Annotated in this window: 14 protein-coding genes; 10 read left to right on the top strand and 4 right to left on the bottom strand. The window is 63.3% G+C overall.

What is annotated here, in order from left to right:
* Window positions 1–67 precede the first annotated feature (67 nt).
* From DLM86_RS15600 to DLM86_RS15570, 7 genes are all read left to right on the top strand, one after another.
* A complete protein-coding gene (locus DLM86_RS15600; protein WP_245954609.1) occupies window positions 68–1,864 on the top strand; it encodes an ATP-binding cassette domain-containing protein in 1,797 nt (598 codons plus the stop codon).
* Window positions 1,857–3,701 (top strand): ABC transporter ATP-binding protein, encoded by a 1,845-nt coding sequence (locus DLM86_RS15595; protein ID WP_110840957.1) that lies wholly within the window; start codon window positions 1,857–1,859, stop codon window positions 3,699–3,701. The genes DLM86_RS15600 and DLM86_RS15595 overlap by 8 nt, the downstream gene beginning before the upstream one ends.
* 325 nt (window positions 3,702–4,026) lie before the next feature.
* Complete coding sequence (gene abc-f, locus DLM86_RS15590; RefSeq protein WP_110841062.1) at window positions 4,027–5,505, top strand: ribosomal protection-like ABC-F family protein; 1,479 nt, start codon at window positions 4,027–4,029, stop codon at window positions 5,503–5,505.
* Between the two features lie 77 nt (window positions 5,506–5,582).
* On the top strand, window positions 5,583–6,617 hold the full coding sequence (locus DLM86_RS15585; protein ID WP_110840956.1) for a MerR family transcriptional regulator: 1,035 nt from the start codon (window positions 5,583–5,585) through the stop codon (window positions 6,615–6,617).
* Between the two features lie 108 nt (window positions 6,618–6,725).
* A complete protein-coding gene (locus DLM86_RS15580) occupies window positions 6,726–7,352 on the top strand; it encodes an SAM-dependent methyltransferase (protein ID WP_110840955.1) in 627 nt (208 codons plus the stop codon).
* 246 nt (window positions 7,353–7,598) lie between these two features.
* The gene (locus tag DLM86_RS15575; RefSeq protein ID WP_110840954.1) at window positions 7,599–8,618 is read left to right on the top strand and encodes a radical SAM/SPASM domain-containing protein; all 1,020 of its coding nucleotides are present in this window, start codon (window positions 7,599–7,601) and stop codon (window positions 8,616–8,618) included.
* A gap of 128 nt (window positions 8,619–8,746) precedes the next feature.
* Window positions 8,747–9,094, top strand: coding sequence for a hypothetical protein (locus DLM86_RS15570; RefSeq protein WP_110840953.1), 348 nt, complete (start codon window positions 8,747–8,749; stop codon window positions 9,092–9,094).
* A gap of 117 nt (window positions 9,095–9,211) precedes the next feature.
* Here the strand turns inward: DLM86_RS15570 and DLM86_RS15565 are convergent, their stop codons facing one another.
* From DLM86_RS15565 to DLM86_RS15550, 4 genes are all read right to left on the bottom strand, one after another.
* Window positions 9,212–11,026 (bottom strand): glycoside hydrolase family 2 protein, encoded by a 1,815-nt coding sequence (locus tag DLM86_RS15565; RefSeq protein WP_110840952.1) that lies wholly within the window; start codon window positions 11,024–11,026, stop codon window positions 9,212–9,214.
* Window positions 11,027–11,188: 162 nt separating this feature from the next.
* Window positions 11,189–12,127, bottom strand: coding sequence for an ArsR/SmtB family transcription factor (locus tag DLM86_RS15560; RefSeq protein ID WP_110840951.1), 939 nt, complete (start codon window positions 12,125–12,127; stop codon window positions 11,189–11,191).
* Window positions 12,128–12,306: 179 nt separating this feature from the next.
* Window positions 12,307–12,963 (bottom strand): FadR/GntR family transcriptional regulator, encoded by a 657-nt coding sequence (locus DLM86_RS15555; RefSeq protein ID WP_110840950.1) that lies wholly within the window; start codon window positions 12,961–12,963, stop codon window positions 12,307–12,309.
* Between the two features lie 235 nt (window positions 12,964–13,198).
* Window positions 13,199–16,150: a DUF2341 domain-containing protein gene (locus tag DLM86_RS15550; RefSeq protein ID WP_110840949.1), complete on the bottom strand. Its 2,952-nt coding sequence runs from the start codon at window positions 16,148–16,150 to the stop codon at window positions 13,199–13,201.
* A gap of 1,328 nt (window positions 16,151–17,478) precedes the next feature.
* Here DLM86_RS15550 and DLM86_RS15540 point away from each other — a divergent pair.
* From DLM86_RS15540 to DLM86_RS15530, 3 genes are all read left to right on the top strand, one after another.
* The gene (locus DLM86_RS15540) at window positions 17,479–18,837 is read left to right on the top strand and encodes an ABC transporter substrate-binding protein (protein ID WP_110840947.1); all 1,359 of its coding nucleotides are present in this window, start codon (window positions 17,479–17,481) and stop codon (window positions 18,835–18,837) included.
* A gap of 76 nt (window positions 18,838–18,913) precedes the next feature.
* Window positions 18,914–19,786 carry a carbohydrate ABC transporter permease gene (locus tag DLM86_RS15535; protein ID WP_245954607.1) on the top strand — a complete coding sequence of 291 codons (873 nt, stop codon included), beginning with the start codon at window positions 18,914–18,916 and terminating at the stop codon, window positions 19,784–19,786.
* Window positions 19,787–19,808: 22 nt separating this feature from the next.
* Window positions 19,809–20,630, top strand: a complete 822-nt coding sequence (locus DLM86_RS15530) for a carbohydrate ABC transporter permease (RefSeq protein ID WP_110840945.1) — start codon at window positions 19,809–19,811, stop codon at window positions 20,628–20,630.
* The last annotated feature ends 36 nt before the right edge of the window (window positions 20,631–20,666 follow it).

Below are 20,666 nucleotides of genomic sequence, written 5' to 3'. Positions count from 1 at the left end.
ACCGTTTTTTCCGTAGCGCCCCTCCATCCGAACGATTATACTTGTCGAGTCCTGCAAGTATCGAATCGTGCGGAGGGGATGGAACATCGTCAACGCTTGGTCAAGTTTCCGGGAGGCGGCCGGCCGGCTGTACCGGCTGGAGAAGCGGCCGGTCGCGGTCGCGGCCGCTTCGCTGCTGCTCGCCGTGCCGATCGTGCCGGCCGAGCTGTGGCTCGTCAAAACGATCGTCGACCGCGTCGAAGCATGGACCGCGCCGGAGCCGGTCGGCGGCATCGTCGCCGCGGCCGCGGCGCTCGCCCTGCTTATGGCCGTCGGCAACATCGCGCTGGGCGTGCCGGCCCCGATGGCGATGACGCGGCTGATCGAGATCGGCTCGCTCGAGGAGCGGCGCCTGCTGCTCGACAAGACGGCGCGGCTGCCGCTCGCGTCGGTCGAATCGCCGGCCGTGCAGCGGCTGCGCGAGCGGGCGGGCCGCGTCTCGCTGTACGATACGTTCAACGCGGGCTTGCAGCTCGCGCAGCTTACGCTGCGGTCGGCGCTGCTGCTCGCCCTGCTGCTCGGGTACGGCCAATGGCTGCCGGCGGCCGCGGTCTGCGCGGCGGCGGCGCTGCACGCGGCCGTCTCCGGCCGGGCGTCGGAGCGGATGGAGCGGCTCGCCCGCGAGCAGACGGAGGACGGCCGGCTGCTCCGGCATTACGCCGACCTGATGACGAAGCGGGGCGCGGCCGCCGAGGTGCGCCTGTTCGGCTTGGGCGGCACGCTCGCCGAACGGTGGGGCGCCCTGTACGGGAAGCTGTCCCGGGAGCGCTGGCGGGCCGTCCGGTCCGCCGGGCTGCGCAAGCTCGGACCGGACCTGCTGCTCGCATCGCTCGCCGGCCCGCTCCTCGTCGCGGTCGTCCTGCAGCCCGGCGCGGACCGGCTGACCGCCGGCGACTTCGCCCTGCTGCTGATGGCGCTGACGCTGCTGATGGGCCAGCTGCCCGAATGGATCGCGCAAGCCGCGGCGATGCGGGCGCTCGCGATGCGGTGGGACGACTTCCGCGCGTACATGGCGCTGGAAGAGGCGGAGGGCGGCCCGTCGCCGCGGACCGGGCCGGATGCCGCTCCCGCGGCCGTCGGGCTGCAGGCGCGCGGGCTCCGCTTCCGGTACCCCGGAGCGGAGCGGGACGCGATCGACGGCGTCGGCTTGACGATTCCGCCGGGCTGCCGCGCCGCTCTCGTCGGCGAGAACGGCTCCGGCAAGTCGACGCTCGTCAAGCTGCTGACGGGGCTGTATGCCCCGGACGAAGGTGTTGTTGCCTGGACCGACGGCGAAGCTCGCCGGCTCGCGGGAGCGGGGGAAGCCGGCGTTTCGGCGGTGTTCCAAGATTTTACGCGCCTGTGCCTGACGCTCCGCGGCAACGTTGTTCTCGGCAGCGCGGCCATGGCGGCGGCTTCGGCTCCGGCCGAGCGCGTCGACGCCGCTTTGCGCGAGGCGCTCCGCGACGCCGGCAGCGGGCTGCGAGATCTGGACGCGCAGCTCGGCGCGGCGTTCGGCGGCATCGAGCCGTCCGGCGGCGAATGGCAGAAGCTCGCCACCGCCCGCGCGCTGCTCCGCGACGCCGGGTTCGTCTTCTTCGACGAGCCGACGGCCGCGCTCGATCCGGTCGCGGAGAAGGAGGCGTTCGCGCTGTTTCTGCGCGTCACCGAAGGACGCTCGGCGCTGCTCGTCACGCATCGGCTCGGCGCGGCGAAGCTCGCGGACGTCATCTACGTCCTGAAGGACGGGAAGCTGATCGAGAGCGGCACGCACGACGAGCTGCTGATGCGCCCGGGAGGCGAATACGGACGGATGTTCCGGACGCAGGCGGCGTGGTATGCGTAACAACTCCCGCGCCGCTATGGCGCGCGGCTCCGCGCTGCTGATCGTCCGGTTATGGCGGGCGACGCCCGCGCTCGCCTCCGTATGGCTCGGCCTCCCGCTGCTGCTCGGTGCGACGCTTCTGCCTTATTACGCCGCCCAGCGCGATCTGGTCGATGTGGCGGCGGGTGGGCCGGCCGAACGGGCATGGGCCGAGACGCTCGCCGCCGTATGGCCGCCGCTCGCCGTCTTGACCGGCGCCGCCCTGCTTCGCGCCGTCTTCGGCGCACTGCATGAGGCGGTCGACGCCAAGCTTCGCGACGCCGCGGCGATGCGCATCCAGGCGGACGTCCACGAGCGGGCGTTGCGGGTGCCGCTCGCGGCGATGGACCGGGCCGATTATTACGACCGGCTGCAGCGGGCGAAGGAGGCGGCGGGCGGCGACCTGCTCGGGGTGCTGCAGCAGACGATCCTGTTCGTCCGGCAGCTGTTCGAATGGCTCGGGCTTGCCGCGGCGGCGGCGGCGGCCGATCCGGTCGCCGGTGCGGTTCTCGCCGCCGTCTTCCTCGTCTCGCTCGCGATCCGGCTCGAGTCGGACATCGTCAAACGGAGGCTGAATCGGGACTTGACCGGCCCGGGACGCCGGTCCGACTATCTGCGGGACGAGATCGCCAAGCCCGCCACGGTGAAGGAAATGCGGCTGTACGGGACGATATACCGGCTGATCGGGACGTGGCGGGACGACATGCGGCAATCGCTCGCGATGCGGATGAACGCGAACCGGAGGGAAATCCGGCACGGCATCGCGGCGTCGGCGGTGCAGATCGCCGGACTGTTCGGAACGGTCGCTTGGATGGCGGCTCATCTGAAGTCCGGCGCCATGACCGCCGGGGCGTTCGTCGTCGTCTTTCAGGCGATGCGGCAGGCGAACGGGCTGTCGGCCCGGATGGCGTTCCCGCTCGGCAAGCTGTATATCCAAAGCGCCAAGCTGCTCGATTTGACCGAGTTTTTGCGCCTGCCGCCGGAATCGCCCGCGGACGGAGCGGATGCGGCATCCGCCGCGACCCCCGCCGCGCGGCGGCCCGCCCCGGGACCGCTGGGGCGGATCGCGTTCGAGGACGTGACGTTCCGGTACGCGGGGGCCGCCGAGCCGGCGCTGCGCGACATCCGGCTGACGCTCGAGCCGGGCGAGACGGTCGCGCTCGTCGGCGGGAACGGCGCCGGCAAGTCGACGCTCGTCAAGCTGCTGCTCGGCTTGTACCGGCCGACGGCGGGCCGCGTCGCGTGGGACGGCGTCGGCCTCGACGAGCTCGACCCGGCGCTCGTCCGCCGCGCGATGTCCGCCGCGTTCCAGGACTTCGTCCGGTACGAGACGACGGTGCGCGACAACGTCGCCTTCGGCCGTCCGGACGCGGCGGGCGATGACGCCGTCATTCGCCGTGCGCTGCGCGCAGGCGGCGCCGACGCGCTCGAGCGGCTGCCGGGCGGACTCGACGCCCGGCTCGGGCTGCTCGGCGAGGGCGGCCGCGAGCTGAGCGGCGGCGAATGGCAGCGGCTCGCCGTCGCCCGGGCGGCGCTGCGCGACGCGCGGCTGCTCGTGCTCGACGAGCCGACCGCCGCCCTCGACCCGCAGCACGAAACGGCGCTGTACCGCTCGTTCCGCGAGCTGGCCCGGGGCCGGACGGCGCTGTTCGTCTCGCACCGGCTCGGCTGGGCGCGCTACGCGGACCGCATCGTCGTCCTGCGGGACGGGACAATTGCCGAGGAAGGGACGCACGAGTCGCTGCTGGCGGCGAACGGCGTCTACGCGGCGATGTTCCGCGAGCAGGCGGACTGGTATCGAGGCGGTGCGCCGGTCTGACGAACGGGGCCGCGGCCCCCGCCGCTGGCGAAATTCCGGCGGGTATGGTACGATGGTGACAACGAACGAATGAGGAGTGAAGGGAATAATGTGATTTTCTTGCGGCTATATGCGGATAAAACAAGGCAAAGCGTACGAACGTATCGCTTGTTTTATTGCGGCTATGCGCAAGAAAGTTGCTTATTCTTTTCACTCGATCGACATATCCGGAATCCGGACCCCGAACGTCTTTCGCGCGCTCGGACCGGATTTGCCGTATCGATTTGAGCTGCGGGAAAGGCGACTTTCTTGCGGCTCAAATTTTTTTTTGCGGGAGGATAACGAGATGTCTTTAATTCGGGTTTCGAACTTGACGTTTGCCTACGACGGGAGCTACGACCCGATCTTCGAAAAGGTGTCGTTTCACATCGATACCGATTGGAAATTGGGATTGACGGGCCGCAACGGCCGGGGGAAGACGACGTTTCTTCAATTGCTGCTCGGCAAATACGAATACGGCGGCACCATTTCGGCGCAGGTCGACTTCGACTACTTCCCGTTCGAGGTCGAGGACGAGGAGGCGAATACCGTCGACGTCGTCGAGGGGATTGTGCCGGACTGTCTTCATTGGCAGCTGGTCCGCGAGCTCACGATGCTCGGGATGTCCGAGGAGGCGCTGTACCGGCCCTTCCGCTCGCTGTCCAACGGCGAACGGACGAAGGTGCTGCTCGCCGCATTATTCCTGAAGGAAGACCGGTTTCTGCTCATCGACGAGCCGACGAACCATCTGGACGGGAAGGCGAGGAAGCTGGTCAGCGACTACCTCCGGTCGAAAAGCGGATTCATTCTGGTGTCGCACGACCGGGCGTTTCTGGACAATTGCGTGGACCATATGATGTCGATCAACAAATCCGGCATCGACATCCGGAGAGGAACGTTTTCCGACTGGTGGGAAGACAAGAAGAAGCAGGATCAGTTCGAGCTGGACGAGAACGAAAAGCTGCGAAAGGAAATGAAACGGCTGTCGGAGGCCGCGAAACGGACGAGCGACTGGTCGCACGAGGTGGAAAAAACGAAAAACGGCACGAGAAACTCCGGCTCCAAAGTTGACAAAGGGTACATCGGGCATAAGGCGGCCAAAATGATGAAGCGCTCCAAATCGATGGAGCAAAGACGGCAGACCGCGATCGACGAAACGGCCAAGCTGCTGAAAAACATCGAAACGTCGGACAGCTTGAAAATGTTGCAGCTCGCCTATCATCAAAGCCGGCTCGTGGAGCTCGACCGCGTGTCGGTCTTCTACGGGGAACAGCCGGCGTGCGAGGAGGTCGGCTTTACGATCGAACGGGGCGAGCGCGTCGCCCTTGCCGGTCCGAACGGCTCCGGCAAATCGAGCGTGCTCAAGCTGATTTGCGGCGAGCCGATTCGCTATACGGGCACGTTCCGGAAGGGAAGCCAGCTGAAAGTGTCGTACGTTCCGCAGGATACCTCCCATCTTCAGGGCGATTTGTCCGATTATGCGGCCGCCTACGGGATCGACGAGAGCTTGTTTAAATCGATATTGCGCAAGCTCGATTTCTCCAGAACGCAATTCGAGAAGGACATGTCGGCGTTCAGCGGCGGCCAAAAGAAAAAAGTGCTGATCGCGAGAAGTCTTTGCGAGAACGCCCATCTGCATGTGTGGGACGAACCGCTCAATTTCGTCGATATTTTGTCCCGCATGCAGATCGAGGAGCTGCTGCTCGATTATTCGCCGACGCTTCTATTCGTCGAGCACGACAGCGAATTTGGCCGGCGGATCGCCACCAAGGTCGTCGAGCTGTGACGGCGCGTTTCCGGCGCGCCGGTTCCTTTACCTTGACGTTAGGATAAGGTTTACAATGGGGGAAGGAGGAGAGGCGCATGCGAATCAAGGAAGTGGCCGACAAGCTCGGGATTACCCCGAGAGCGATACGCTTTTACGAGCAGAGAGGGCTGGTCGCCCCGGACAAAGAAGCGCATAACCGGTACCGCGATTACGCCGACGAGGACGTCTGGCGCCTGCAGACGGTCATCGCCCTGCGCGAAATCGGGATGCCGGTCGAGGACGTGCGGCGGGCGCTGGACGAAATCGACCGCGGCGACGGCGAGCATCTGCGCTATTATCTCGAGCTGCAGCAGGCGGTCATGTACGCGCAGTGGGTCGAGCTGAAGCGGATGATCGACACGACGGAACGGATGATCGCGTCGGCGGACGGCGCGCGCGCACCCGACCGGGAGATGATCTATGCGCTGGCGGACGGCTCGCGGCGGCTTCGCGAGGCGAGACGCAACTGGTACGACCGGTGGAATTACGACCGGCAGGCGCCGATTCACGACTCGCTCGTGTACGGGGAGCATCCGGATTATCCGATATACGACCGCTACGAGGAAGCGCTTGGACTCGCCTTCGACTGGGTACAGGCGGCGCCGGGGGAGCGCGGGCTCGACGTCGGCTGCGGGACGGGCAACTTGGCCGGGATGTTTCTGTCCGCCGGCGTCCGCATGTCCGGCATCGACCAGTCCCGGGAAATGCTGCGGCGGTGCCGGGACAAGTCCCCCCGGCTCGAGACGAAGCTCGGCAACTTTCTCGCGATCCCGCACGCGGACGGGACGTTCGACTTCGCCGCGACGAGCTTCGCCTTCCACCATCTCGCGGGCGAGCAGCAGCTGCTGGCGCTCGAGGAGATGCGCCGGGTGCTGAAGCCTCGCGGGCGCATCTGCATCGTCGACGCGATGGTTCCGGAAGAGGCGGACGGGGAATGGGAAGCGGCGCGGCGCTTGCGCGGGACGGGAAGCGAGAGGCATTACGCCCGCGTGTCCGACATGCTTCGCTGGTTTGACGAGAACGGGTACGTCACGAAGCATCGCCGCATCGGCGCGATGGTCCATATCGTGCTCGCCGTTCCGATCCGGTAGCGGCGTCCGCTTCCGGCGTCCGCCGCGGTTCGTCGCGCGATGTTGACTTTGTCGTCGGGGCACGGTTTACAATGGCGCTGTCGCCACGACGCAAAGGAGGAAATACCGATGGACAAAGAGCAATTGCAGCGATTGTACGGAGGGACGGATTACTATTGGGGCAAGGAGCCGAGCTTCTTGGCCGGCCGGGTCGCCCAGGTCGTGCCGCCGGACAAGAAAGCGGGCGCGACACTGCTCGATCTGGGCGCGGGCGAAGGACGGGACAGCGTCCGCTTCGCGGAGCTCGGCTTCGACGTCGTCGCCGTCGACTGGGCGCCCGCGGGACTGGCGAAGGCGAGCCGGCTCGCGGACGAGCGCGGCGTCCGCATCGCCACGCGGGAAGCCGATCTGAACGACTTCGCATGGGAAGGAGAGGCCGACGTCGTCTACTCGATCGGGGCGCTGCAATATATTCGGCCGGACCGCCGGGCCGAGCAGTTCCGCCGGTTCCGCGACGGCACCGCGCCGGGTGGCGTGCACGTCCTGTTCGCCTTCGTCGATCATCCCGACGTGGCGCCGGCGCCGGACTGGGGCGTCAACGAATATTTGTACGGCCGGGACGAGCTGATGCGGTATTACGACGACGCGGGCTGGGAGACGCTCGCCGCCGAAGAGCGGATATTCGACTGCGATTCGAGCGGTGTTCCGCACCGCCATGCGGCGTCCGTGCTGATCGTCCGCAAGCGGCTCGCCTGAGCGGGCGCGGTCCGGAGGAAGGGAGTCGAAGCTTCCCGCCGGCTATGCGGGGCTTCGGCCACTCCCGCCTAGTCCGGAAAGCCCCCGATCGGCGCTCGCCCGCGGCGCCGGAAATGCACCGAAATGCTTAGGCGGATTCGTGATGATGTTCCCATGACAATCCGTTCCGCCGCTTGTTATAGTTGCATTGCGCGGACTGCGTTATGGCTAACGCGGTCCGCGCCTATTTTCGGGAAGAGGAGGTGAATGACGATTACGCTGGTCGAGGAACTGCAGTTGACCGAGACGAGCCTGCGGGGACATGTCCGCATCCAGGATCTCGTCTTCAGCTTGACGCGGCAGTGCAACGCCTACTGCGACATTTGCTGCAACGACGACGGTCCCGGGAAGAAAGGCGTCATCGACATTTCCGGCGTCAGGCAATGGATTCGCGATTTTTCCGAATACGTGCCTTACTGCAAGACGGCGGGCTTCACGGGCGGAGAGGTGTTTCTCCGCTACGACGAAATGCTGGAGGTGCACAAGCATTTGCACGACTTCGGCTTTCTGACGTCGATTACGACGAACGGGTTTTGGGGCAACAATCCCGAGCTCGCGCGGCGCCGGCTGACGGAGCTGAAGGCGCTCGGCCTCGTCGAGGTGGCCGTCTCGATGGACGAAAGCCATTCGGTCTGGGTTAACCCGAAGCACGCCGCGACTGCGGCCAAGACGGCGCTCGAGGTCGGCCTCGCGGTGTCCGTTACGAGCAATTTCACGAGCCCCGGCAAAAGCGCCAAAGACTACTTCGAGCCGGAATGGCACGACCGTCTCCTCTGGGACGAGAACTATTACGTGCTGCCGGTCGGACGGGCGAAGCAGCTTCCGCGGCTCGTGCAAACCCGCGTCCCGCGGGACGATCAGCTGTTCTGCCCGCGCGTGCAGATGGTCATTCAGCCGAACGGCGACGTAGAGCCGTGCTGCTCGGTCTGTCTGGACGACGGCGTGTTCGTCGTCGGCAACCTGTATCGGCAGTCGATGCCGGAAGTGCTGACGAGCATGCTCGGCGACGTGTACTTGAAAGTGATCACCCATCGAGGTCTAGGCGAGCTCGAACAAATCGTTCAGCGGTTCCATCCGGAATGGCGGCTTCCGCCGCGCGAGCATTCGGTTTGCCATATGTGCAACGCCTTGCGCTCGCGACCCGACTTTTGGATGGTCGAAGACGCCATGCGGCAGTACGGCATGGACATTTTGCTGAACAACTGGGCGGCCGGCAAGGCCGGCTAGACGTTTCCCTCACCCAAGCTTCCGCACACGCCCGCCTTCGTCACGGGCAACTTTCCGCTTTATCCCTTCACGTCACACCCGCTGCCCGGAAGGCACCCGTCATTTCACATTCGAATGGAGGAATCGATATGTCCGATAAAGGAATGGATGAACTGGGAAAGCTGCTCGCTTCGGATCCCGAATTGCAAAAAGCGGCATTGTCCGGCATGACGAAAGCGGTTCAAGACCAAATCAACGCCAAAAACTTGCGCGTGAGCGCGGAAGCGCTTCAAAGCTTGGGCAAGCTGACCGCGCTCCCGTCCGGCAACCCGGTGGCCGACGATTACGTCGCGCGCGTGGCGAGCAGCGTCATCGCCGTCGTAAAGGTGAAGGTCATCGACCTGGCGCACGACATGGCCCAGCTTCACGAAATTCAAACCCGCGTCAACGACAAGCTGTCCGGACTGAATCTCAACATCAATAAAATCGGAAGGTAGCGAGGGCGGCTCCCGAACGTCCCTGCAACCGAACGGCATAACGCGAGAATCCCCCGTCTCGGAATCGGAAGAGCGGGGGATTTTACGTGTTTGTTTGCTGGTATCGTTACGTTTTTCTTATTGCGGCGGGTAGTCCGGCAGCTTGCCTTGGTTGATCTGCTTGATGACGTCGAACGGCAGCTTCGGCTTGCGGTCGTACGTCATGAGCCCGTTTTGCTCCTGCTCCACGTCGGTCAGCTGCGTGTAACAGAACCCGCGTACGCACGGGCTTTGCAGCAGCGGATGGACGACGTCGGCGAGCCGCTTCACGAAATCGGCCTCGTCCTTCGCGCCGGAGTAGCCCCAGCCTTCGTCGGACGACTTCTTGAACGCGATGCCGCCGAACTCGCTGACGAGTACCGGCTGCCCCTCATAACGGAATCCGCTGGCGAAAATGCGCCGGTTGGCGGGCAGCGCCGCCGCCGCCTTGTCCGCGGACGAGTATCGGTCGGCGAGCACGTCGCGCCGCCATTCGTAGTCGTGGATCGTGCACAGGTCGGTCACCGCATGCTCCCAGCCGTCGTTGGAGACGACGAGGCGGGTCGAGTCGAGCGATTTGGTCGTATAATAAAGCGCCAGCGCGTGCATTTGCTGCTTGTGGTCGTTCGAGATGTTCGGGACGCCCCAGCTTTCGTTAAGCGGCACCCAGGCGACGACGCACGGGTGGTTGTAGTCGCGCTCGATCGCCTCGGTCCATTCGCGGGTCATCCGCAGGGCGTACTCTTCCGTATAGGCGTAAGCGTTCGCCATCTCTCCCCACAGCAGCAAGCCCAGCTTGTCGCACCAGTACAGGTAGCGCGGGTCTTCGATCTTCTGGTGCTTGCGCGCCCCGTTGAAGCCCATCGCCTTCGTCGCTTCCACGTCGAAGCGGATCGCCTCGTCGGTAGGCGGCGTCAAGATGCCGTCGGGGAAATACCCTTGGTCCAGCACAAGCTTCATGTAGTACGGATTGTTGTTCAAGCATACCCGATCGCCGTCCACGGAAATTTTACGCAAGCCGAAGTAGCTGTTCACCCGGTCGATCGTCTCTTCGTCCCGCTCCAGCACGAACTCGACGTCGTACAGCTGCGGATTGTCGGGGCTCCACGTCCGGCCCCGGCCGAAGTTGTCGTGCAGGCCGATGCAGCGCGTTTCCGTCGCCGCGCGGATGCGGAACGCATCCTCGGCGACGACCTCGCCCGCGAACGAGACGGTCGTCTTGAGCCGCAGCGATTCGAGCGCCGGGTCGCCGAAGCCGGCATCCGTGCCGGTGCCGGGATAGGCGAACGAAAATTTCAGCTCGACGAGGCTCCGGTCGACGTCGGGCGTCATCCGCACCCGGCGCACGTGCGTCTCGGAGACCGCCTCCAGCCATACCGTCTGCCATATGCCCGTCGTCCGGGTATAGAAGATGCCCTCCGATCGCGGCTTCCAATATTGCTTGCCCCGGGGGAGCGTCGTGTCTTGGCTGTAGTCGCGTGCGCGCACGACGAGACGGTTCGGTCCCGATGCGTTCAGCGCTTCGGTGATGTCGGCCTGAAACGGCGTATGACCGCCTTCGTGAGCGGCGACGAGCCGGCCGTTCACCCACGCCTTGGCTTCGTAATCGACGGCGCCGAAATGAAGGAGGACGCGCTTGCCCGCAAACGACTGCGGCAGCTCGAACGTGCGACGGTACCAGACGATGTCGTGGATGTCGGTTTCGCCGATACCGCTCAGCTTGCTCTGGTAGCAGTACGGGACGACGATCGTCCGGCCGAGCTTGCGGGAGCTCGAATCCGAGTACCATTGCTCGGCTTCGCCGACGTTGGCGTCGTCGTAGTCGAACTCCCATTCGCCGTTCAGGTTGAGCCAGTCGGCCCGTTCGAATTGGGGGCGCGGGTGTTCCGGGCGGGGAATGACGGGTTGGGTCATGACGATCTCTCCTTTTAATCTCATTAATTTATGTTGTGAAACAATAAAACATGAGATAATGGGCGCGAAAACGCCGCTCCGGTATCCGTACCGGAATCGGCTCGGGCTCCAATGCCGATCAAGCCCGCCGCGCCGCCGGTCGCCGGAGCCGCCCGTACGTCCTTACTCGGACGAGCGGAGCGGCTTGTAATCGAAGCGGACGATCAGGTCCTGCTCGTAATTGCCGAATTTGGCGCCGAACAAGTTCAAGCCGCCGACGTTGGCGGCGTCCGGCTTGACGCCGATGCGCAGCTGGAAAGCCGGCGCGTCGCCGATGTTCAGCCGGTCGACGGTGACGTCGGACACTTGCCGGCCGTCGATGTAGGAGCCGGTCTCGTCGATGCGCCATCGCTTGAGCTGGCCGTACTGCGTGTTGATCTTGTCCCACCAGGCCGGCGTCAGCAAGCCGCGCTCCCCGCCGAAATCGCCGGGGCTCATGAACGTGCCGATCTCCGTGCCGTTGATCCACACCGTAATATCGGACGGCCAGTTCGGGTTATGGTGGGGCGCCTCCGAGCAAATTTCCACCGACAGCTCGAGCCCGGTCAGTCTGGCGTCGTAAGGCACCTTGTTCGGAATTTGGTATTGGACGTAGCCTTGGCGGAACCACAGAAGCTGGGCACGGACTTTGTCCGGCTCGTAGAAGCTTCGCGGGTCGTCGAGATAGCCGACGATCCCTTCGTCGCTCAAGACGCCGCACGTCGGGCGGACGTCGCAATCCGAGTACAGGCCGACGGGCATATGTACGTACCGGGCCGATTCTTGGACGGCGGGCTCCTCGGGGCTCTTCAAGTCGACGGCGAGCTGGTCGTACAAGGCGGAGCATACTTTCTGGAAGCCGCGGGCGCCCGGAAGCAGCTCGGTCTTGATGAGGCCGGCCTCCTCGAGCTTCTTCACGTTGACGGTCGCGGTCGACGACGGCAGCCCGAACCGGTCGGCGATTTCGTTGACGTTCATGTCCGTCTTCTGGATTTGTTTGAATATTTCAAGCCGAGACTCGTTGGCGAGCGCTTTGGCGATTTCGAGAAATTCGTCGATGGACAGCTTCAGTACGCGGGACATAAGACCGCCTTTCCGTGTCGGGTGAAATGGTTCAATAATTATTGTTATAGTTCAATAATAATATAAGTCGGATCGGAAAGCATGTCAATTTCAAATTTGGGGGAAGGAACGGGGAAAAAAAGCGGGGGCCTCCTCATCGGAAGCCCCCGCTTGGACGCGCGTGGCGCCGAACGCCCCGCCTACAGGCGCAAATGCTCGCGCAGCACGAACTTCGCCGCCTCCGCGTTCGCCTCGCGCAGCGCCCGCACGTACCGGGCGTGCTCCTCCGCGGCGCGAGCCGGGGCGGCGGGCCCGCCGTCGGCCGTCGCCGCCTGGCGGATGAACAGCTCGGCGAGCTGCGCCAGCGACCCGTTGCCGAGCGTGCGCACGACCGCGAGATGAAACGCCGCGTCGGCTTCGTCCGTCTGCGGCTTGGGCGCGCCGGGCGCGGCGGCCGCTTCGATCAGCCGTTCGAGCTCGTCGAACGGGAAAGCGCCGCCCTTCTTGAGCGCGGCATCGACCGCCGCCGCCTCGAGCAGGTAGCGGATTTCGAGCAGCTCGCCCGCGTTCGACCCGGAGAGGCTCGCCGCGAACGACAGCTGCTCGAGCAGCGGGCTCAAGCTGTTGGCGGAGATGAACGCCCCTTCGCCGTGGCGAATTTCCAGAATGCCGGCGCTTTCGAGCGATCGAAGCGCCTCGCGCAGGATCGCGCGGCTCACCTTCATGATTTGGGCGAGCTCCCGTTCGGCGGGAAGCTTCTGCCCCGGCAGGATGCCGTTTTCCACGATATATTGCTTCAAGTTATGGACTACCAGCTTGCTGAGCGTGTAGCGCTCCGCTTTTTCGATCGGTTTCATCGTCGGGCTTGCTCCTCGCGTTCCGTCTGGAATTTGGTCAGACCACTAAGAGCGTAGTCGTTTTTGCCCGCCGTGTCAATATGTCCGGGGGCGGAACGCGTTCGGTTCCCATCCGGATCGGAAAGAGGCCCGGACCGATCGGCGGGGGAACCGGCCGACCGTTATCCGGACCTTCGAGAGAGAGACGACGTTTACGGCGGAGCGGATTCGAGCTTGACCGGATTTTCAATCCGGGTCAGACCGGCTGCTCGGCCCCGACCGTACCGGCCGTCGGCAGCCCGGAGCCCGTATCCCGGATGATCAAGTTGTCGATGTAGACGTCGGTTCCGGTGCCGGTCGTGCTGGCCGAGGCGATATGGAAATGCGCTACGACGTTCGCATCCAAGTAATGGCCGACCGTCCCTTTGTTCGCCCCGTTCACGAACACGGTCGCCTGCTTCGCGTCCGTATCGAAGCGGACCTCGATGTCGTGCCAAGCGCCCGTCGTCAGGTCGGTCGGAACCGGCAGCTCGATCAGGCTGCCGGACGAATTGTACGCTTTCAGCGAGCCGTCGGGTTCGAGCATGAATTGGAACGCGGTCCCCGGCGCGCTATGCACGAGCGAAAACGGCTCGCGCAGAGAGAAGCTGAACCGGTTGCTCAAGCTGGCCGCATACAGGCTGAAGGAGACGGTGCCTTTTTTCATCGAGGGGAACAGCCGGCTTCCCGCGGTCAAGCTCGTCGTATTGTCGTCCAGCAGCCGCAACGAAGCCGTTCCGCTCTTGGAACGGACGGTGCTTGTCTCCACCGTCGCGCCGACCTGCCACCAGTAGTCGTTTTTCAGCTCCGCATATTCGAAATCGTCGGCCACGCCGTGCGACCGGTACAGGTACCGGTTGAAATCCTCGACGAGCAGCGTCTCCGCAGTCGTGAGCGACTGCCCCCACCAGCCGAACAAGTAGGTGTCGGCGTCCACCCGGACGAGATCCGGCTGCGTCGCGACGCGCTTCACGGGATTGACCATCGGCTCGGACAGCCGGGTGCGGCCGAGCAGGTCGCGCATGCCGCTCCAGGTGGCGGACTCGTCTTTGCTGTAGGCGAGCGACAGCGGGTTGCGCAAGTAGCTTGTGCCGCCGAACGCGTTGTTGCCCGGCCACAGCAGCAGGATGTCGCCGTTCGTATGCCGCGTCATCGCCGACATCGTGTTCGGCGCGAACAGCGGCGAGTCGACGGGAGCCGACCACGTCCGGCCGTTGTCGGTCGAGACGCTTTCGGCGAGCCGGTAGCTGGTGGCCAGCTGCTGGCGCATATACATTTTCAGCGTGCCGTTCGTCAGCTGGACGATCGAAGCCTCGGTCAGTCCGGCTTCGCCGCCGCTCGACTGGACCGTGATCTGGCTCGCGCTTTTCGTCCATGTCGCCCCGCGGTCCGTCGAATACAGCACGCTTTCGGCGAAAGCGCCGTCCGGCTTGCAGACGTAATGGAAGGGCAGCACCCAATCGCCGTTCGCCAATTGGATCGGGTTCGAGTACGTAATGTTGTAGTTGATCGGGTACGTCGTGCCGTTGTAGACGAGCGTGCCGGTGTCGATCCGGACCGGCGTGCCGAACGTGACGCCGTTGTCCGTCGACTTGGCATAATACAGATCGTTGCGGCAGGCGTTTCCTGCGGTCAGGCAGTTGCTCGTCGTATAGCCGTAATACGAGTAGAAAAACAGGAAAACGTCGCCGTTCGCCGGGTCGACGAACAGGCTCCCGGGCTCGTCACGGCCGGCGTCGTTCAGGTTGACGACGACCGTCGGAGCCGTCCACGTGCGCCCGCCGTCGCTCGAATAGGTGGCGAGAATGCCGCTCGAGGCGCCGTAATTGGCAACCATCATCAATGTTCCGTCGGCCAGCTTGACCGGCTTCAAGTTGTGGCGGAACGAGCCGCTCGTATGATCGGTCAGCGTCTTGTTGCCGTATTCCACCTGCAGCGCCTCTTGGCCGGCCCCGACGAACGCGGCCGACGGATTGCCGTAATAGGCGTAAATGGTGGAGCCGCCGGTCGCAAGCTCGCGGATGTTGACGTAGAAGCCGTCCTTGTCCATGTAAAAGGGCAGCTCCTTCCCGGAGGCGTCGGCGAACCGGATGTCGCGGAAGTCGGGCTGCAGCTTGCCGGCGGAGACGAGGGCGGCCGTGCCGAGCGCCGACTTTGCGACGTAGACGCTCCGGTCGTACAGAACGGAGGCACCGCCGTTCGTCACTTGGACGGGCTTGCGGTAAGCCCAGGCGCCGCCTCCGGAGGCGGTCCATTGCCCGGCGGGGCGGTCGAGGACGCGGACGAACCGCTGCTGGTTCGTGTTGGAGAACGTGTAGGAGGTATCGTCGATATGGTTATGGATTTTGACGTAGCGGGCCGTCGCATTGAAGTTGTACAGCACGATCGTCCGGCCGAGCTTGAGGAAATCCCAGTCGGCGACCTTCGTGTACGTTGCATTGTCGTTGCTGACATATAGCGAAAGGTCCGGCTTTTGCAGCCGGGACGGCGCCTGGCTCTCGATCAGCTCGACCGTGTTGAACGGCCGGACCGACCCGAGATCGACGCCGACGCTGCGGTACGCGTAGTCGAGCGCGATGCCGAGCGTGACACCCCAATTGCCGAGCGGCGATGCGGCGGGATTCCGGTCGTTGTCGGCGTAGCCGACCGAACCCGGGAGTGCGGCGACGGCGGGCGTCTGGTGCACCTCGATCAGCTGCTGCAAGCTCGGCATACTCAGCCAGACGTCGGCGGCGCCCGCGTCGGCGAAGTTGGAGCGCACCTTCACGTAGCGCGCGGTCGCCGACAAGCCGCCGAGCGTGATCGTATGGCCCGCCTTGGAGAAGCTCCAGCCCGTCGCCTGCGTGTAGGAGACGTTGTCGTTGCTGACGTATACCGACAAATCGGTGGCGTCGTTGATCCGGTTCGTCGTGTCGGCGTCGAGCAGCCGAATTTCGTCGAAGCCGCGCGGAGCTCCGAGGTCGATGCCGACGCTGCGGTTGAAATAGTCGAGCGCGGCCGGCCCCGTCGCGCCGAAGCTGCCGAGCGCGCCGGTCGCGGGCGAGCCGTCGTTGTTCAAGTAACCGACCGTGCCGGTCCATTTCGCCGCATGGGCGACCGGGCCGCCCGGCATGGCGGAGAAGAGCGCGCCGAGGATGGCGGCGATAAGCAGGAGGGCGAGTTTTCTCATGAATCGAACACCTCATCTTTCTTGAATGATAAGAGCTTCTTAGCGGGCTGGCCGGGCCGGGAGGGTGTGCGGCGATGGGCGGTTGGGCGCGCGGGCCGCGGCGGCGGTGCGGTGGTATGCGGGAGCTCGCAGGCTGTGGGGCCGTGCGGCGTACGGACGTGTACGGCATGTCCCGTTCGCATGGCGCCGTGTCGCATGTCGGCCGGCGATCACCTCCTTTCGGGAATGTTCGAGCGGTTGGATGTGAAGTGTTGAATTATCGATAATATGGTATGACCATATTGCGTTGAAAGCTTGGAAGGAGACGTCGGCAGCATTGACGTTGTTGCAGGATCGGACAAGTTTATGCGGTGCTGGAGGCTTGATGCGGGAACGGGGAGCTGCGATTGCCCGGCAACGGCGTAGAGCGTCAGGGTGGCGAAGAAACGGGTTATACGGAATGCCGTCGCGACGAAATCGTGTACGAGCGTACGTTATCCGGCCGAAAGCCTGGGAAAGTGAGGGAATAAGGTGCGAATCACCTTATGTTCCCGCGCCAAGCGCGAATGTGATGTCCCCTCGGCGAAACAGTGTACGAACGTACGCGGTTCCGCCCGTGCGCCGGGAATGCGCGAGTCCCAATCGGAATCGGCAGTTGATCCGGGATGATCAATACTATGGTCGGACCCTAGTGCTCGTCCCCAGTCTAATGCAGAGTTGAAAGCGGTGTCAATATCAAAAACCAAAAAGCCCGACTCTGACAAAACGAGCAAAAAGCGATTGACAACCGCGAACGGCACACTCTATAGTATTAGTTAGATGTATTATGGTCCAACCATAATCTACATACGAGTCCAGCGCATGCCGACGCAACCGGTTCTCGGGATTCGCAGAAACCGGTATCGAAGAGGAGAACGTTGGGGTTCAGGACCGGGGTATCGATGTACCGGATATAAGGTACCGAGGTATAGAGGTATCGAAGTATCGCGATGTCTCGGTAATGCGGCACCCGTTTACAAGGGATCGAGATATCGGCGTAGAGCCCGAACATCGGATCGGACGACCGGACTATCCGGCCACGAGACATCGGCGTGAGCGGCTGCTGGACAACGGCAAGGAGGTGCTTGTTTTTTTCGGATTTGAAAAGGCTTACAGGGGTTTCGCGAAAAACGTCGAATTCGTCTTTGAGGAACGCCACCGGACCGATCGCCGAACGCGGCAACCGGCCGCATCCGATCCGTCCGGCCTCGTCCGGATCGGCCCGGCGCCGAGCCGCCCGAAGACCGCGAACCGACCGCCTGTAAAGCGCCGCTAGACCGCACGAACTTATATCAAGGAGGGTCTGCACTATGAAAAAACGAATCGCGGCGGGCATGTCGCTCGTCCTGCTGGCCGGCCTGGTGGCCGCATGCGGCGGCGGAGGCGCCTCATCGCAGGGCGGAACGCCCTCGTCCGGTACCGGCTCCAACACGAACAACGCCGCCGGCGGCGATCTGCCGAAAGACAAAGTCGAGCTCACCTGGTGGGTGGACGCGAGAGACGACGTACAGGCGATCTACGAAGGCTACAAAGCCGATTTCGAGAAGGCGAACGCGAACGTCAAAATCAATCTGGTCAAAACGCCCGACGACAAAATCAACGAACGGATCAGCATCGCCGTCAACACGAACCAGCTGCCCGACGTGCAGCAGGGCGGCATTTTCTGGCCGCTCACGTACGCGAAGAAAGGGCTGCTCGTCCCGCTCGACGACATTATCGAGAAAGCCGACTTCGACGAGAAAACGCTCGGCTCGCTCGCCGTCGACGGCAAATCGTACATTTACCCGAACAGCATGACCGCCTCCGGCCTGCTCGTCAACCGCGACCTGTTCAAGGCGAAAAACGCCGACGGCCTGCTCCCGAAAAATATGGGCACCTGGTCGTACGACCAATTCGTCCAAGCGGCGAAGGCGGTCAACGATCCGGCGAAGCAAGTTTACGGCTTCGGCATGTACGCCGGCGACACGGGCGGCGACCAAGGCCATCACATGTTCCTGTGGGGCTTCGGCGCGAAGACGTGGTCCGACGACAACACGAAGGCGGTGCTCAATTCGGCCGAAGGCGTGGCGGGGCTGGAAGCGTACGTGAAGCTGCTCGACGAAGGCGTCGTCCCTCCGGGCGCGGCCGGTCTGAAGGCGGGGGCGGTTATCAACGAGATGTTCCTGCAAGGCAAAATCGGCATGACGTTCGGCAGCATCGGCAACATTTCGGCGTTCGAGAAGGCGTTCAAGGACGGCTCCGCCAAAACGTTCGAGGTCGATCTCGTTCCGTACCCGTCCAAGGACGGCAAGTCGTCGAACTCGGTATTGTTCGGCTATGGCACGTGGGTATGGAACACGAAAAACGACGCGAAAATGAAATGGGCGAAGGAATTCGCCAAATATATCAACACGAAGGAAGGGATGGAGAAAATGGCGAAGGCCCCTTCCGTCATCTCCACCCGCAAGTCGCTGTCCAAAAACTACGACGACGGCTCGATCCAGGGCAAGACGTTCAAGCTGTTCCAATATGCGGGCAACATCGGGGTCGCCATTCCCGGCTACACCGAGACGCGGAACGCGTTTTTCCCCGAGTTGCAAGCCGTCATGACGAAGAAGAAAACGGCGAAGCAGGCGCTCGACGACTGGACGAAAAAGGCGAACGACATTATCGCGAACGCCTCGAAATAAGAAATAACCGCGGAGCAGGGAGACTTCGGCAAGCCGGAGCCTCCCCTCCGACTTCATCGTGAAACGGGGGATGCGGATGTCTGCGAGCGCGCTCAAGCAGTTTTGGGGATACTTCTTCGTCGCCCCGTTCCTGCTCGTCTTCCTGCTGTTCGAAGTGTACCCGTTTGTCGACGCGCTGTACTTGAGCTTGTTCGATTACGGAATCGGCACGAAGCGCTTTATCGGTCTGGGCAATTATGCGAATTTGTTCGCGGACGACGTGTTTCTGCGCGCGCTGCTCAACACGTTTCTGTTCGTCGTGGGCGTCGTGCCGCTGTCGGTCGTCTTCTCCATCTTCGTAGCCAGTCTCGTCATTCAGAAGTCGGCGGCGGCGGCCACCTTTTTCCGGGCGAGCTTCTACTTGCCCATCGTCACGTCGCAGGTGCTGCTCTCGATTACGTGGCTGTGGATTTACAATCCAGTCAGCGGCATCGCCAACTACGCGCTTTCGCTGTTCGGCGCGGAGCCGGTCATGTGGCTATCCGATTCGAGGTTCGCGCTTCCCGCGCTGATCGCGGTCGTCATCACGTGGTGCGTCGGCCAGCCGATCATTCTGTACTTGGCCGCGTTGGGCAACATTCCGTCGACCTACTACGAAGCCGCCTCCATCGACGGGGCGACCGGCTGGCGGCAATTTTGGAGCATTACGCTGCCGCTGCTCAAGCCGACGACGCTGTACGTCATCGTCACCTGTACGATCGGGGCGTTCCAGACGTTCGTCGTCGTCCAGCTGCTGACGGGCGGCGGGCCGAGCTACGCGACCACGACGGTCATGTACATGCTGTACGAGACGGCGTTCAAGTACGGCAAGCTGGGGCTCGCCTGCGCGATGGGCGTCATCCTGGCCGTCATCATCTCGGCGTTCTCCGTCGTGCAGTTCAAATTTTTCAAAACCGACGTCGAATATTGATAGAGGGAGGATGCGAAGCGAAATGGCCGCTAAAATGTTAAAATGGATGTCGGACGTCGCGCTGTATGCGCTGGCCGCCTTTTTCCTGTTCCCCCTCTATTGGATGATAACGGGATCGTTCAAGGACCAATCGACGACGATCAAAATACCGCCGGACTTCATTCCGACGAATCCGACGCTGGTCAACTACGCGAGGCTGATGCAGGACAGCGATATCGTCCGGTGGCTGTACAACACCGTCTTCGTGGCGGGCGTGTCGACCGCCTTCGCTTGTCTGATCGCGACGATGGCGGGGTATGCGCTGACGAAGAAGGAGTTTCGCGGAAGGCTGCTCATTTTCGGAGCGGTCATCGTGACGATGCTCATTCCGAGACAGCTCGGCCTCGTGCCGATGTTTACGCTCATGAAGCAGCTGCATCTCGTCAATTCGCTGGCGAGCGTCATCCTGCCGGTACTGGCGCTGCCGTTCGGCGTGTTCCTGATGAAGCAGTTCAGCCAGACGGTGCCGAGCGAGCTGCTCGAAGCGGGCAAAATCGACGGGTGCGGCGAAATCCGGCTGTTCGCGAACATTTTCCTGCCGGTCGTGAAGCCGGGCGTCGGGGCGCTGGCGATCTTCGTCTTCTCGTTCGCCTGGAACGACTACTTGTGGCAGCTGGTCATGCTGAACGATAATAGGAAGATGACGATCAACGTCGGCATTTCGACCTTGATCAGCGAATTCGTGGCGAATTACGGGGCGCAGATGGCCGCGGCCACGCTCGGGTTTATCCCGATTTTCATCGTGTTCGTCGCGTTCCAAAAATATTTCGTCAAAGGCATTACGGTCGGCAGCGTGAAAGGGTAATCGCCGCCCTCGGCGGGCACGTCGCACAAGGCCGGG

The organism is Paenibacillus flagellatus (genome assembly GCF_003217775.1).
Lineage (GTDB): Bacteria > Bacillota > Bacilli > Paenibacillales > NBRC-103111 > Paenibacillus_AB > Paenibacillus_AB flagellatus.
Note: the sequence above shows the minus strand (reverse complement) of the source record. Positions and strands in the feature narration are given on the sequence as shown.

Coding starts and splice junctions, on each gene's coding strand:
- DLM86_RS15595 (WP_110840957.1), top strand. CDS start 1,857: ATGCGTAACAACTCCCGCGCCGCTATGGCGCGCGGCTCCGCGCTGCTG.
- abc-f (WP_110841062.1), top strand. CDS start 4,027: ATGTCTTTAATTCGGGTTTCGAACTTGACGTTTGCCTACGACGGGAGC.
- DLM86_RS15585 (WP_110840956.1), top strand. CDS start 5,583: ATGCGAATCAAGGAAGTGGCCGACAAGCTCGGGATTACCCCGAGAGCG.
- DLM86_RS15580 (WP_110840955.1), top strand. CDS start 6,726: ATGGACAAAGAGCAATTGCAGCGATTGTACGGAGGGACGGATTACTAT.
- DLM86_RS15575 (WP_110840954.1), top strand. CDS start 7,599: ATGACGATTACGCTGGTCGAGGAACTGCAGTTGACCGAGACGAGCCTG.
- DLM86_RS15570 (WP_110840953.1), top strand. CDS start 8,747: ATGTCCGATAAAGGAATGGATGAACTGGGAAAGCTGCTCGCTTCGGAT.
- DLM86_RS15565 (WP_110840952.1), bottom strand. CDS start 11,026: ATGACCCAACCCGTCATTCCCCGCCCGGAACACCCGCGCCCCCAATTC.
- DLM86_RS15560 (WP_110840951.1), bottom strand. CDS start 12,127: ATGTCCCGCGTACTGAAGCTGTCCATCGACGAATTTCTCGAAATCGCC.
- DLM86_RS15555 (WP_110840950.1), bottom strand. CDS start 12,963: ATGAAACCGATCGAAAAAGCGGAGCGCTACACGCTCAGCAAGCTGGTA.
- DLM86_RS15550 (WP_110840949.1), bottom strand. CDS start 16,150: ATGAGAAAACTCGCCCTCCTGCTTATCGCCGCCATCCTCGGCGCGCTC.
- DLM86_RS15540 (WP_110840947.1), top strand. CDS start 17,479: ATGAAAAAACGAATCGCGGCGGGCATGTCGCTCGTCCTGCTGGCCGGC.
- DLM86_RS15535 (WP_245954607.1), top strand. CDS start 18,914: ATGTCTGCGAGCGCGCTCAAGCAGTTTTGGGGATACTTCTTCGTCGCC.
- DLM86_RS15530 (WP_110840945.1), top strand. CDS start 19,809: ATGGCCGCTAAAATGTTAAAATGGATGTCGGACGTCGCGCTGTATGCG.